The sequence below is a fragment of the Termitidicoccus mucosus genome, from assembly GCF_038725785.1.
Taxonomy (GTDB): Bacteria; Verrucomicrobiota; Verrucomicrobiia; order Opitutales; family Opitutaceae; genus Termitidicoccus; species Termitidicoccus mucosus.
Window position 1 is genome coordinate 7,313,399 of the sequence record NZ_CP109796.1, and the last position, 14,467, is coordinate 7,327,865.

General features: G+C 57.3%; 9 protein-coding genes. 5 read left to right on the forward strand and 4 right to left on the reverse strand.

Features of this window, described 5'->3' with window-relative positions; translation table 11 throughout:
* Positions 1–127 precede the first annotated feature (127 nt).
* Together OH491_RS25620 and OH491_RS25625 are read left to right on the forward strand one after the other, a co-directional pair.
* Entirely contained in the window at positions 128–667 is a 540-nt protein-coding gene (locus OH491_RS25620; RefSeq protein ID WP_068768413.1) for an RNA polymerase sigma factor, read from the forward strand.
* Positions 668–731: 64 nt separating this feature from the next.
* Positions 732–1,805 carry a FecR domain-containing protein gene (locus OH491_RS25625; protein ID WP_145928471.1) on the forward strand — a complete coding sequence of 358 codons (1,074 nt, stop codon included), beginning with the start codon at positions 732–734 and terminating at the stop codon, positions 1,803–1,805.
* 274 nt (positions 1,806–2,079) lie between these two features.
* Here the strand turns inward: OH491_RS25625 and OH491_RS25630 are convergent, their stop codons facing one another.
* The 4 genes from OH491_RS25630 to OH491_RS25645 form a co-directional block, all read right to left on the reverse strand.
* Positions 2,080–2,892 carry a sialate O-acetylesterase gene (locus OH491_RS25630; RefSeq protein WP_068768411.1) on the reverse strand — a complete coding sequence of 271 codons (813 nt, stop codon included), beginning with the start codon at positions 2,890–2,892 and terminating at the stop codon, positions 2,080–2,082.
* A gap of 66 nt (positions 2,893–2,958) precedes the next feature.
* Positions 2,959–3,522, reverse strand: coding sequence for a discoidin domain-containing protein (locus OH491_RS25635; protein WP_084441774.1), 564 nt, complete (start codon positions 3,520–3,522; stop codon positions 2,959–2,961).
* A 50-nt stretch (positions 3,523–3,572) separates the two neighbouring features.
* Positions 3,573–4,460 carry an alpha/beta hydrolase gene (locus tag OH491_RS25640; RefSeq protein ID WP_068769724.1) on the reverse strand — a complete coding sequence of 296 codons (888 nt, stop codon included), beginning with the start codon at positions 4,458–4,460 and terminating at the stop codon, positions 3,573–3,575.
* A 162-nt stretch (positions 4,461–4,622) separates the two neighbouring features.
* Positions 4,623–5,690, reverse strand: a complete 1,068-nt coding sequence (locus OH491_RS25645; RefSeq protein ID WP_342750758.1) for a glycoside hydrolase family 43 protein — start codon at positions 5,688–5,690, stop codon at positions 4,623–4,625.
* A 212-nt stretch (positions 5,691–5,902) separates the two neighbouring features.
* Here OH491_RS25645 and OH491_RS25650 point away from each other — a divergent pair, with 212 nt between their 5' ends.
* The 3 genes from OH491_RS25650 (at position 5,903) to OH491_RS25660 (ending at position 14,445) form a co-directional block, all read left to right on the forward strand.
* Entirely contained in the window at positions 5,903–7,399 is a 1,497-nt protein-coding gene (locus tag OH491_RS25650; RefSeq protein WP_084441773.1) for a sulfatase family protein, read from the forward strand.
* Positions 7,400–7,594: 195 nt separating this feature from the next.
* Positions 7,595–11,236, forward strand: a complete 3,642-nt coding sequence (locus OH491_RS25655; RefSeq protein WP_084441772.1) for an autotransporter outer membrane beta-barrel domain-containing protein — start codon at positions 7,595–7,597, stop codon at positions 11,234–11,236.
* Positions 11,237–11,286: 50 nt separating this feature from the next.
* Positions 11,287–14,445, forward strand: coding sequence for a TonB-dependent receptor (locus OH491_RS25660; protein ID WP_334318961.1), 3,159 nt, complete (start codon positions 11,287–11,289; stop codon positions 14,443–14,445).
* Positions 14,446–14,467 lie beyond the last annotated feature (22 nt).

A 14,467-nucleotide genomic window follows, 5' to 3' on the forward strand; every position in this document is an offset into this window, starting at 1 on the left:
AGATGCGCAAGGTGTGTTTTTCCGCTAAGCCTTTTTTGAAAAAAATGCCTCGCGCACATCCGCGCTTGCACGCGCGCTTAAACGGCTTGTATGTAAAGGAGTTTCCCGACCCGCAGAACTTGCACCCATGCCGCCCCAAGACACAGAATCCGCGAGGTGGTTTGCTGAAAACCTCCAGCCGCACGAGCCCATGCTGCGCGCATGGTTGAAGAGCCAGTTTGGCAGCGGCTGCGACGTGGACGACATCACGCAGGAGGCTTTAGTGCGCGTGCTTGAGGCGCGGGTGACGCGCGAGGTGCGCTCGCCCAAGGCTTTTCTGTTTGTGACGGCGCGCAACCTCGCGCTCATGCGCGCGCGGCACCTCGCCGTGGCCAAGGTGGATTCATTAGCGGAATTCGACTGCTCGGGCATCATGGATGAGAGCGTCGATGTTCCTCACGCGGTGGCGCGCGCCGAGGAGCTTGAAATGCTCACCCGCGCGATCCAGTCGCTTCCCAACCGATGCAGGCAAATCCTCACCCTCCGCAAAATTTACGGCATGTCTCAAAAGGAGACCGCCGCCGAGCTCGGCATTGCCGAGCACACGGTGGAGATACAGTCCGTGCTGGCCTTGAGAAAACTCGATGCCTACTTCAAAAAACACACCGCGCCCCGGCGCGGATTTTGACCGACGATTTCATCCTTAACAACCGCGCTCACTTTTGCCCCACGCGCACAACCGCGCCGCATTCATGGACTCACAGGACAGAATAATTTCCGAAGCCGCCAATTGGGTGATTCGCGTGGACGCGGGACTCGGCGCCGCCGGCCAGGACGCGTTTCTGGACTGGCTCACCGCCGATCCGCGGCACGCCGCGGAGTATGAGCGGCAGCGCGCGCATTGGGCGCGGCTCGATATTTTGGCGGACTGGCGTCCGGAGCACGCGGCGCGCCCCAATCGCGACTTGCTCGCCCCGCGCAGGGAGCCGGTTTTGGCCCCGGTCTTCGCCTGGCTCGGGAAACGCCGGCGGTTGTTCGCGGGCGTGTCGTTTGGCGCGGTGGTCGCGGCGGCGTGCGCGGCGTTGTTTGTGTTTGCGCCGGCCAAAATCCCGGGCACCGCGCGAAGCCGCGCGCAGGCGGCGGTCGTGCGGGCCGGTGGAGACATGATTTCCAGCATCGAACAGAGCAAGCTGGATGACGGCACGATCGTGGAATTGAACCGCGGCGCGTCGATCACGGTTTTGTATTCGGCCACGGAGCGCTACGTGCGGCTGGACCACGGCGAGGCGAACTTCCATGTGGCGAAGGATCCCGACCGACCGTTCATCTTGAATATCGACGGCGTCAATGTGCGCGCATTGGGCACGAGTTTTAATGTTCGCCGCGAAAGCAGCGCGGTGGAAGTGCTCGTGACATCGGGCGTCGTGCAGGTGCACGCCCGTGACAACGAATCCGCGCCCGGCCCGGAAAACATGCGGGAAGACGCCCTCGTGAAAGCCGGCCAGATGGCGGTCGTGTCGCGGGAATCGAGCCTGACCGTGCAGACCGTGACGACGGAGAAGATCGAAAACCTGATCGCATGGCATCCGCGCCTGCTCGACATCACGGAACAGCCGCTGTCGAACGTGGTGGAGGAGTTCAACCGGCGCAACGCGCCGATCCGTCTCGTCATTGCGGACCCGGAGCTTGCGAAAACGGCGGTGAGCGCGACGCTGCGTTCCGACCAGGTGGAGAATCTGGTGCGCATGCTCGAAGGCGGTTTCCGTGTGAAAGCCGTGCGCAAAGGCGACACGGTGACATTGCGCAAGAAATTGAGCGCGGGGTGATGCCCCTCCTCTGGCAGGGCGCAAGTGCGGCTTATAGTGTTTTTTCAACACTGGTCCAAATGGTAGGGCGAGGCGTCCCGCCGAGCCGCGGCTCAACCGGTGGCTTCGCCCCACCAGCGCTGCCACGCCAATGTTGAACGGAAACATTATATAATCTGATGCGCTGAACGAGCGTCGCCTTTGCGGGGAAGCAGACGGCAATGCCCCTGCGCGGGTTTGGCCTTTCCCGGCTTTCGGTGCGTCGAGCGCTTCTTCGTATCGCAGGCGGGCTAGTTCAGGGCAGGAGCGCGGGCGCGGAGGCGCCGATCAATTTTAGATATGCGGCGGCGTAACGGCGGCCGAGTTCGCGGGCGCTTTTGGCATTGAAGTGCAGGTTGTCGCGGAGGGGCGTGAGGCCTTCGCTGCCAACACAGGCACAGTTGCGTTCTTTTGAGGCAAATGCGCGCAGACCTTCGTTGAAGGCGTCGATGCCTTCGCTGTCCTTGCGTTGATAAAAGCAGCCAATTTCGCCGATGATAAACGGGATGCCGGGCGCATTGAGGTCGGCACGAAAATCGGCAATGAGGTGGCGCAGACTTTCCTGGTAGCGGGGTATGTCTGATTTTCCGAGATCCGATTCACCTTGGTGCCAGAGTATCGCTTTGAGCGTACCTTGTTTCATGGCTTTGCGGGCGCGAGCGATGGCGTTGTTGTAGAGTTCGCCCCCTTTTTTCCAGCGTGCGATCGAGGTCCCACCGACAGCGCACGGGATGAGGCCGACTTGGATCTTGGGCAGTGCCTCGGAGACGGTGCGGCCGAAAGTGCGTCCGGGACCGACGGCTGCAATATCTTTGTCGAAGTGCAGCGGGTCTGTCGCGGGCACCCATTTTTGATTTCTGTTGAATGTCCAGACGCGCGGGGGCGCAATTTTGTCCTGTTCTTCGAGTTTGCCCCGGCCCGCCATGTTGGATTGGCCGACAAGCAGGAACAGGTCGAGTGACGTATTTGCCGGGAGCGTGGCGTTCGTTTTCCGGTCTTGGGCAAATGCGAGTGTGAGTGGCGTGAGAGCAAGTGCCGCGATGAGGACGGGCGCGATTGGTATTTTCATGGCATGGGTTTCCTGATCGGGGTTGTCCCTAATCTGTGGAGCATGCAAAAGATTCCCTGGTGACAGTTATTCATCTGATGCCGGCCCGGAGCCTTTTGGCCCATAGACTTCGACTTCGCTTACAAAACAGTGGGCCGCCGGGTATCCCCCCTTGCCGGGTTTGGGGTGATTTTCAAGAAAGGTGAGACGTATATAACGAGCGGCGGCGGGTTTGAAGGCGTAGAGGTGACGGTTCTCCGTTCCCATTTTGAAATCATGTTTTCCGACGGTCGTGAAATTTTCGCCGTCTTCGCTGATCGATGCTTCGATGGTTTTGGTGAAACCGATTTTCGGCACGCCGGTGTGGATGTACGCAATGGTGCTTTTCCCCTCCAGATCGATGGTGACGGCCTTGGGAAATTTTCCACTTTTGCCGGTGGCGTAGGTGCTCCCTTTTGCCGAACTCCACACGCCGTCGGTCAAGCCGCCATCCCATCCACTCATATTGATGTCGCTGGATTTATGGGTTTTCCCGAACGCGATGTTCGGGCCAATATCGTCCGGCAAATCCGCCGCTCTTGCCATGGAGAGTGAAGGGCTGGTGATTAGAAGTCCCGCAAGCACGGGCAATATCGAGGTTATGCGTGTCATTGTAATGGAGGTCTTATGTTTTTTGGGCAGGCAGAATAAATGCCGTTGGTTCAGCGCCACTTGTTTTTGCCGAGCCACTCCAGGCAGGCATCGGACCAAGCGCGGGCCTCGCGTTTGCTTTGCAGCGCGTAACCGTGGCCGCCGGTCTTGTAGATGAGCGCCGTGCAGGGCGCGCCGATCCTTTTCATGGCTTCCACGTAGAGCTTTGTGCCGGGATAATACGCTTTGTCGTCTTCGCTGTGCACGATGAGCATGGGCGGGATTATGATGTTGAGTTCGCTGTCAATTTTTTCGGACTCGCGGCCCATATAGACAGGGTAAACCAGCACGGCGAAATCGGGGCGGCAGCTTTGCCGGTCGATTTCATCAATGGCGTTGTAAGCGCGCTCGTTGAACCGAAGGCCCGCCTTGGCGCCGAGATTGCCGCCGGAGGAGAACCCAATCACGCCGAGGCGCTTGGGATCGATGCCCCAGTCTTTCGCGCTGGCGCGCGAGAGACTGATGGCGCGCTGGAGATCCCGGAGCGCGCCATCGCTATTCTTGGGCACCCGGTATTTCAGGACGATGGCGCTGATGCCGTTTGCATTCAGCCAAGCTGCGATATCGGTGCCTTCCTTGTTATAGGCCAGATAGTCAAAGCCGCCGCCGGGGCAGACGATCATTGCCGGCGCGGGCACGTCCGTTTTCGGCGCGGGAAATACTGCCAGCGTCGGCAGACTGACGTTTGTGATGCGCTGGACTCCGTCATTGCGCGATGGCATGTCGGCTTCAGGCTCCCTGGCGCCGCGTCCGGGCATTTTTCCGCCGGGCCATACGTCAACGGTAATGACTTTTCCCAGTGTGGCGGCAGTGTCGGTTTTCTGATCCTGGGCAAATGCGAGCGTAGTTGGCGTGAGCGCAAGTGCCGCGATGAGCGCGAGTGGGGCTGGTATTTTCATGGCATGGTTTTTATGGCGTTTGTCGTTCCTCGGCTTGCTCGGACTCCAATGCGGACCGTTGCCGCGGAACGGATATGCGGGCCAGCCTTCGGTGTGGGTAAGATTTGATTGCGCTGTTATCGGGGAAAAACTCACGGGAGGGTGGAGTGGCGTAATTGCGGGCTAATTCTGAGAGCGCGACGACGTTGTGCGCGCCAGAGCGGCGTTTTGGGAGGGCATGGCGACCGGCTGACCGGGCGCGACGGGTATGCCGAAGTCGGGGAGACCGTCCGCAGTCCACGTGAACGGTTGCGCGAAGATGGCGCGTGACCACCCGTTGGCGCGTTCGCGTTTGGCGTGATAGACATGCCAGAATTGCGTGCCATCGGGCGAGGTCGTGAACGAGCCGTGGCCGACGCCGAAGGTTTTGTCAGTGGGTGAAAAAACGGGTTTCGGGTGTTTCCGCCATGCGCCGGGTTTGAGAGGATCATCGCCGATGAGTTCGAGGAGGCCGAGTTTATAGCTGGGTTGCCAGGAGCCGCTGGCGGAATAGATGAGGAAGGTGCGGCCGCCGTGCTGGAGGACTTGCGGACCTTCGTTGAGTCCATTGTTCCTGGGACTTTCGCCAACGTATTCCCATAGGTAGGTGTCGTTTTTGCAGATGCGCACGCGGTTTCCGGAGACAGTCCAGGGATCGCTCATGGGCGCGACATAGAGAGATTGGTCGTCGCCGCCACTTCTCCAGCCCGACCAGATGAAATAGCGCTTGTCGCGATGTGTGAGGATCGTGCCGTCGATAGCCCAGCGATTTTTGGTTTTCTTCGCTATGTTATCGCCGGTGTAGAGCTCGGCTTTGAAGGTATAGGCGCTCAGCGGATCGTCGGTTGCGGATTCGAGGGTGATCATGCGGTGGTTGGCGTTGTCGCCATCGTCGGCGGCGACGTAGATATACCAGCGACCGTCGAGGAAGTGGAGTTCGGGTGCCCAGATTTCCTTCGAATAGGGGCCGGTGCCGGGCGCGTGCCAGACGACATGACGTTTGCCAAGGGATGTTAATGTGTCGGATTTGCAGATGGCAACGCCGCTGCCATTTTGCGACAGGCACCAGTAATAGTATCCATTATGCCGCACGACCCATGGATCGGCACCGGCGGCGATGGGGTTGGTGAAGGTGTTCGCGGAAGCGCGGGAGCAGGAGAGCAGGGAAATGCATAATGCGATCAGCGGGAAAATTCGTCTGATGGTTGGCATGAGGACCTTCGGGAAAATATATGAGCGTGAAATAGGTTTTGTATGTTGGACTGCACGAAAGGAGCGGACGGACAAGTGATCGTGGCATGTGCGATGAGCGCATCCAAAGATGCGTTTTGCCCGCATTTCCTCTAAGCCAATCAATCTTTCATTGCGGAAAAGATGATTTTTCTAGCGGATGCACGGCGCTGGAGCATCAGTAAAAGATACCCATGCTTACCCGCAACAACAGAGATAAATCGCCGCGCGCACAGTCGCACACATTTTTATCCGCCAGAAAACACACGCTGGTGTCGTGCCTTGCCACGGCCTGTCTCGCCGGTCCTGCTGTGCACTCGGACGCGGCTCAATCATCCGCCGCCGCGGATGCGCGTCCGCCAAATATCATCCTGATGATCGCGGATGATCTCAGCTTCACCGACATCGGCTGCTACGGCAGCCCGAACGCACGGACGCCGAACATCGACCGGCTGGCCTCGCAAGGCGTGCGGTTCGCGCATTGCTACAACGCGATCGCCATGTGTGTGCCGACTCGAAACATGCTCTACACGGGGCTGTTTCCGGCGCGCACCGGCAGTTACCGCAATCACACGCACAGTTATCCGGGCACGGTGAGCATGGTGCATTATTTCGACCAGCTCGGCTATCGCGTGGGACTTTCGGGCAAGGTGCACGTTGGCCCGCGGGCATCATTTCCCTTTGAAGCAGTGCCCGGTCTCACGACCGAGACGCTCAGCGCCACCGACGACTACACGCTTGATGGCATCAAGGGCTTTATGACGCGGGATTCGAGGCAGCCGTTTTTCCTCGTCACCTCATTCATCCAGCCGCACATGCCGTGGACGATGGGCGACCGCACACCATTCGACCCCGGCAAGTTGACGCTGCCGCCGCACTGGGCCGACACGCCGCAAACCCGGGCCGCGTATGTCCGGTATCTGGCCGAGGTTTCGTTTCTCGACAGGCAAGTGGGCGACGTGCTCGCCGCTGTCGATGACGCGGGGCTGCGCGAAAGCACCATTGTGATTTTCCTCAGCGAGCAAGGCGCGCAATTTCCCGGCGCAAAATGGACCTGCTGGGACCAGGGCCTGCACGCGGGCGCGCTCATCCGCTGGCCCGGCGTGGTGAAACCGGGCTCGGTTTCGCGCGCGCTCATCCAATACGTCGACTTCGTTCCCACCCTTTTGGACATCGTGCGCCGTCAGGGAAGCCGCGCCGCACCGTCTGCGGAATACGACTTGGACAAACTGCATCTCGACGGGCGCTCCTTCATCAACGTGCTTTTTGGGAAAACCGACGAGCATGGCAAATACGCCTACGGCATTCACAACAACCATCCCGAAGGGCCGGCGTATCCGATCCGCTCCGTGCGCACCAAGGATTTTTCCTACATCCGCAACCTGCTGCCGGAAGAGCGCTATGTGATCAAGTTTATGCAGCTCGATCCAAAGCAACCCTATTATCCCTCGTGGGTGAAAGCCGCAGAGCAAGACAATCCGCGCGCCGCCGCCGCCATCAGGCGGAACGAATTCCGTCCTGCCGAGGAGCTGTATGATTTGCGAAATGACCCTTGGGAGATGAACAATCTCGCAAATTCACCGGAGCATCAGACCATCTTAAAAGAACTTCGTCAGGCGCTTGATGAGTGGATGACGCAGCAACACGACACAGGCGCGGCGATGGATGTGCCGTTGGAAATGGCAAAGTAAACAAAATTTTCGGTGCGAGCAGCTGTATGTTTGAAAAAATATCAAGAATTTTAGAGGATTTTTTTTAACACGGCATCTCAGTGCCAATTGCCATCCCTAATTATCTTCTCATGCCCCGGCCCTAAATACCCTCATGCATGCAAGTGAAATTCACTTGCATGGGAAAAATTTCAACACCTCCACATCAGTTAAATCATGAAAAAGTTACCACCTTCGCTTGGAACTGCCTTTATATCCCGCCCGTGGTTGGCGGCGCTTTTTTTGTCCGTCGCGCAGCACCTGACAACCGCCAATGCCGGAGCAGAGACCCAATACAGGTTTGATGCTGATGATACCACCGTGATCCTTAAAAACTATCCGAACCTCACGGAGAATCTTGTGAGCGGCGGAACCAACGGCGTGGCTGCGACAGGCAGTCGCATAATCTTGCAGGAGAACGGAAACCTTTATGTGGGGGTCGCGGGCGATCCGACGATTCCCGGCAGCGGCTTCGAGAGCATGACAATGGAGGGTAATGCGTGGCTGATCGGCGGCACCATTTCGCTGACCGGCACGGGTGCGGAGACATTCCATGTGAAGTCGGGCACGGTTACTGTTGGCGGGCCGTTGTCTCGCATGGGCTGGATTATTGCCACAAATGGGGATGGTCCGAAGGCAACCATCGACGCTGGCGCGACCCTGGTCATCGGCCAAGAGGGCGATCATTCCACCATTGTCGGAAACGGTAATCTTGTGACCGACGGCGTGATTAATAACGGGGCTCTTGTTTTTTCCAGATACAATGCCGTTTTTGCCGATACAATTTCGGGATCGGGCAATGTTATGCAGACTTATTCCGGCCTGACTTTGTCAGGGTCGAATTCCTATAGTGGCGGCACGTTTATCCAAAGCGGCTCTGTTATTGCCACAAACGGTTACGCGCTCGGCACAGGAAATGTCGATTTTCTAACCGCCAACTGCACTCTGGCGATGAACCTGACAACGCCGGCGGATGTCGTGTTTAATAATGGGTTAACTGGCAAAGGGGTCTTCCTGGTAAACATGGGTAGCGGCACAAACGTATTTAGTTTTGGTGATGCGGTCGGCAGCCAGTATAAAGGCACCATGTATATGCGGCAGGGCGTGTTGGATTTGGGCGGCGTCCCGGCGACTTCGATACTTGCGAATGCCAGCCTCTATTTCTCGGTTCCTTCTGGCAGTACCCAGGTCACGATGCTCGTTGGCAATGGGGCCAAGACCATCGGCCGCCTTGTCATGGAAAATACTGGCACTGTAAACAGAACCGTCGGCACAGTCGTGTTTAATGCCGATATTTCAAATCCGGGAACTCCGGTAAACAACAGCCAGTTGAGCGTCGGGGATTTCACATTGGTGTCCGCCGGCACTTATGGCATCAGTGGAACCATCCGTTTGGCCGAGACGAGCGTCTCGCCGCTTGCAGTGCCTGCCCTGCCCAATACCAGTTTGTTCGAGCAGGATGATGCCAATATCATCACGCAGCTTGTCAGCGCTTCCGGATCGGTTGCGGTGAATGCGTCCAATCTCAAGCTCGTCGATGCGAATAACGCCGTGATCACAAACGCGCAAACCGGCGATGTGATGCAAGGCATCAGCGGCACGGTGGCGAAAGCCACCTACGATTATCGTCTCACAACCGGTTCCAACAACGACGGCCTCTATGTGAACTACGGACTGACCAACCTTGAAATCCTCTCTGGCAAGACGCTCGATTTGCGAAACAGCGGCACCGGTGGAATCGCAGCCAATACACTGAGCGCGCGACTCACCGGCGCGGGAGGCATGGACATCAACGCGACCGGGGCCATGTGGCTCAACGGTGTCGGTAACACTTATTCGGGCGCGACCACGGTTAATTCCGGCACGGTAATTATAGGCGAGAACAAGGCTTTTGGAAATACTTCCGGCGTACATATTAAGTCGGGTGCGCACGTGGATATGAATGGCCGCCTGCTGACAGTCGGCCAGACATTGCTGCTCGATGAAGGTGCTTCCTTAAACACTAACGGCGGCTATCTGCGACTCGTAATGACGGCGACGACAAGCGTCGATTCATCCATCGCGGCCAATTCCCTTTCCGGCGGAGGAACCTTTCGCATCGAAATCCCCACAAGCGGCTCGGCCAGTGTGATCTTCGAGGGTGATAATCCGAACTTCTCCGGCACCATGTCGGTGGCAAACCAAAGCACAATGGGGTCGAAAATCGTCTTGAAAACGGCGGACGCGCTGGGTGCCGGCACCATCTATGCGGGTTACGGCGGATCGTTTGTTTATCAAAATGTTTCGGGAACGATGCGGACACATTCCCTGAACAACAGCGGTTACGTCATATTCGAATCGTCCACCTTGTTTATGACCGGCAATACGAGAGCCCACACCAATCTCGTGAACTCCGACGTTACGTTTGGGCCCACCGCCGGCCTGATTGGCTCCGGCACGGTCAGGATCGATGCAAACTCAACCATGCGCCTCGGCCTGATCTCGCAGGTGACAGTCAGCAACCCCCTTGTTTTCGAGGGTGGCACGCTTGATTTTGTCGCGCCGACAAGGACCGAGACCCCTCGAGCGACCATCAGCAACCTTATCGGAACGGGCACCATCTGGGTCAACGCCAACCCCAACACCGGTGACAGCAACATCATCACGTTCAGGAATGTGACGGGCAATTTTAAGCTTAATGTCAGGATGATGGAGGAAGCTAGGACGGACGAGCAGATCATGCCCATCTACTCGTCAACGCTCCCCAATATCCAGGACATGGTCACCCTGGCCGATGGCCAGGTGGAATCCGGCGCGTATGTGTTCAATCTCGTGCAAGGCACTGGTGATAACATTTTCATGCCGGACACGAACATGTGGTATCTGGCCGCCGACCACGCTCGGGTTAGTCGCGCAGCCAGGGCGATCGTCGCCACCGCAGCCGCCGTCGGCGCAGAGTGGCATTACAGTCTCGATTCCGTTACGAAACGCATGGGTGACCTGCGCCAGGAATTCCGCTCGGATTCGACAATGCCGAATGGCAACTTTTGGGCGCGGGCCGGAAACCAAAGCATCAGTGCAAAGGAAAGCCTTTGCGGAGCGGCGTTCGACGAGGACATGTGGGTGATCCACGCAGGCGCGGACAAAGCCTTCCGATCCTCCTCCGCGGTGACATTTGCCGGCATCTACAGCGGGGCGGGGCGCGTGGATCGCACGTTCACCAACCTCGGCGACGGCAGTTCGGACTCGGTCAGCGTCGGCGTATATGCGACCCGGATCACCGATGGCGGCTGGTTCATCGACCTCGTCGGCAAGGAAGACATCATTCGAAATAAATTCAACGCCACCTCCAGCGACGGCACCCGCATTCGAGGCAACTATAAAAGTAATGTCTCGTCAGCCTCGTTGGAGGTCGGCAAACAAATCTACTGGGGCAAAAAGAAAAACCAAGGCTGGTGGCTGGAGCCCGGCATCCAGGCCGCATATGCCTCGTTGAAAGGCGAGGACTACACAACCGACAACGGCATCGACGTCTCCATCAACACCTCCAACGCCCGGCAATACCGTGCGCAACTGCGGCTCGGCTATCGCGACAGAGGCGCCAAGATTCAGCCCTACGCAAAAATCGCTGCCGCCTACAATGCCAGCAGTGGAGGCGAAATCATGGCGGACAGCCGCGAACTCCAGGCCGATTTTGACGGCACGCGCATCGAGGCCGGCGTCGGAGCCTCCTATCTCATCAACAGGAGAAACCAAGTGTATTTTGAATATGAATATGCAAGCGCCGGCACCTACGAGCGGAAATGGTCGGCCAGCGTCGGTTGCCGCCACGCGTGGTAAACAATACAACCAACCCGGCAACCAAGCGTAACCATTCAGACCAGCCCCTTATGAACAACCTCAAGCATCATTCTCGCGGTATGAAATTTATCTTTGTGCTTTCCCTGGCATCGCTCGTTGGCGCATATCCCGCGCTGTATGCGCAAGACTCCTCGGAATCCGCCCCGGTTGAGGCAGCCGAGCAAGCGCAGGGCGCCGGCCAGATCGAAGGTCGCGTGTATTTTCCGGCGCAGGACCGCTATCTGGAAAACGTGCGCGTAACAATCGAAGGCACTGATAAAGTCGCGTTTACTGACGACACTGGCTCCTACCACTTTGCCAATGTGCCGGTCGGAAGTGTGAAAATAATGGCGATATTCAGCGGCTTTGATCCACACAGCAGAACCGTGACCGTCGTTGCGGGCTCAACGACCAATGCCGACATCGACCTCTCGGCGGAGGTGAAAATCACCGGCGCGGATGATGTGGTAAAGTTGGAAAAATTTGTGGTTGTCGGTTCTCGCGAGGAACTCGGCTCCGCGATTGCCGACCAGGAACAACGCTATGCGGTGAACATGAAAACCGTGGTTTCCACCGACGAGTTCGGCGTCAATCCCACCGGCAATATCGGCGATTTTTTACGCAATCTCTCCGGTGTTGAAGTCGATGTGGATGCCGGTGGCGAGTCGCGTGCCATCGGCCTCAGCGGCGCTGATGCAGACTATGTGCCCGTGCAGTTGGGCGGGTTCGATTTTGCCAGTGCGGCGTCCGAGGGCATCACGGGGCGCACGGTGCAATTGCAACAATTCTCAATGAATAATCTCAGCCGTCTGGAGGTTGGATTCGCTCCCACGCCGGAAACGCGCGGCGACTCGCTCGGTGGCATCATCAACATGGTGCCGCGCGGCGCGTTCGAGTCCAAAAAGGCGAAATTCAATTTTTCCACGTATCTGATCATGTCCGATCGTGAGTTCACCTTGGGCAGAACGGCTGGGCCGCTCTACGAGCCCGAAAAAAAGACGAAACCCAGTTGGAATTTTTCCTATACGAACCCCGTGACAAAGAATTTTGGTTTCACGATCTCGGGCGGTTATAACTATTCATCGGTTATCGACGATCAGAACAATTACACATGGCGCGGTATCACCAGTATGTATGGCAGCTCTTCCGATCAGTTGTATCCGGCGCCAGACGTGCCGAATCCTTACTCCGCGCCATATATTTCGGCGTACACATTCGCAGTGTCCTCCTATATCACCGAGCGCACATCGGCCGCCATCACGGCGGATTGGCGTCTGGGGCGGGTGGACCGTCTTTCCTTCGGCCTTCAATACGCTTACATGGATCAGGAATACGGAACGCGCACCCGCCAGATCACCTTGGGCACGGGCATTGATCTCGCCAATACAAGCATGGAGCACGTGGAGGGGACGGGCTATGTGCGCAGCCCGGCTACATCGCGCAAAAAGATTACCAAAACATGGATGCCGACACTGGCCTACAGGCATCTTGGCTCGATATGGAAAATTGAAGCCGGCGCGGGCTGGTCGCGTGCCGATTTGGAATATTCTGATACAAGCAACGGGTATTTCCGTTATGTCGCCGCCGACCGCGGTGCGCTGAAAATCATCATGGATAAAAGCAGCGGAGAAAAAGTCCCGAGTAATATCGAGACCTATGTCGCAGGCTCCGACACGCCGGTTGATTACACCCGGATGAACGAGTATGTTATCACCATGGCCCAAACGCGTCCTGCCGAGAACTACAACGAAAAGCGCACCTACTTCGCCAACGCCCGCAGGGACTTCATGGTGTTTGGGGTCCCCGTGTTTCTAAAGGCGGGTCTGGATATCAGGCACCAGATAACGGACCAAACGAGTTCCGGATACATGAATTACAGGTACCTCGGCCCCGATGGCGTTTATCCCGCAAACTCAGGCTACGATCGCCCGAACAACAGCACGACGCCAGCCGCTTCGGATAATGATGCCGCCGGCTTTGAGGAAAACTTCAGCTATCCGCAGGTGACCAAGCTCTTTGGCCTGGGAGATTTCCAATTCCTCAATAATGCCCTGGCTTATAATTATTTCACCGCGCACCCATCGTATTTCCGCGCCGTGGTTCCGGAAAGTCGTTATACCGAATCACGTCATGGCGAGGAAGTCATCTCGTCGGGGTATCTCCGAGGAGACCTTTCTTTCTTAAACAACAAGCTGAATCTGGTCGGCGGCGTCCGTTTCGAGCAGACGCATGTGAGTGGTGATGGTCCCTTGCGTGTCGCCGCCGCTGACGGCGTGCCCTCGCACTGGGTTGAACGCGGCACGCATAACACGAAAGATTACGGCAATTGGTTTCCGAGCGTGAATGCCCAGTATAAATTTGGAGCCAAGGAGCAATTTGTCATTCGCGCCTCATGGTTCGAGTCAATCGGACGTCCGCCCTTTAGTATCTATAATGGCACCCTTCAGCTGCCCGATCTCAGCTCGGATCCATTCACCAGTTATATACAATTGAACAGCGGCACTTCGGACCTGAAGCCTTGGACGGCCAACACGTGGCGCGGCGAGATAAACTACTATTTCTCAAAAGGCGGCCTGTTTAAGATCACCGCATTCACTCGCGATTATACAAACCGCCATGTGGTAACCATATATCCCGTCACCGATGAATTGCGCGCGCAATACGGCATCGGCCCGGAATACCAGGATTACTTTATATCCACCAGGACGAACTCACCCTACAAATTCACACTGAGGGAACTCTCGATCGAGTATCGCCAGCGGCTGACGTTTCTCCCGGATTGGGCCCGCGGCTTCAGTGTGTCCGGAGCCGCGACATGGCGCACAAAGTCGGGCACTGAAGCGGATACGGCAACCGGGTCTGAATACGCGCCCCGTTCCTTCAAGGCGTCGCTCTCTTACAATCGCAGCCGCCTCAGCGCCCGCGTGGCCTTGACCTTTCGCGAACGCTTTGTGTCGAATATATATGAAAATAATGACAACATAGAGCCCGGTACGCGTGAATACGGCTGCAGCCTGACCACATTGAAGGCCGAGGTGTCATTCAAAATCACCAAGAAGCTTTCCATATATGCGCAGGGTGACAACTTGCTGGACAAGCCATACAGGGAATATGAAGCGGTCAGCCCAAGCACTCCGGGCGGTGCCCAACTCACATCCACCCGCTCTTCCGGCATCCGCATCACCTTTGGCCTTCAGGGCAGTTATTAATACAAACAAGCAAATTTAACCC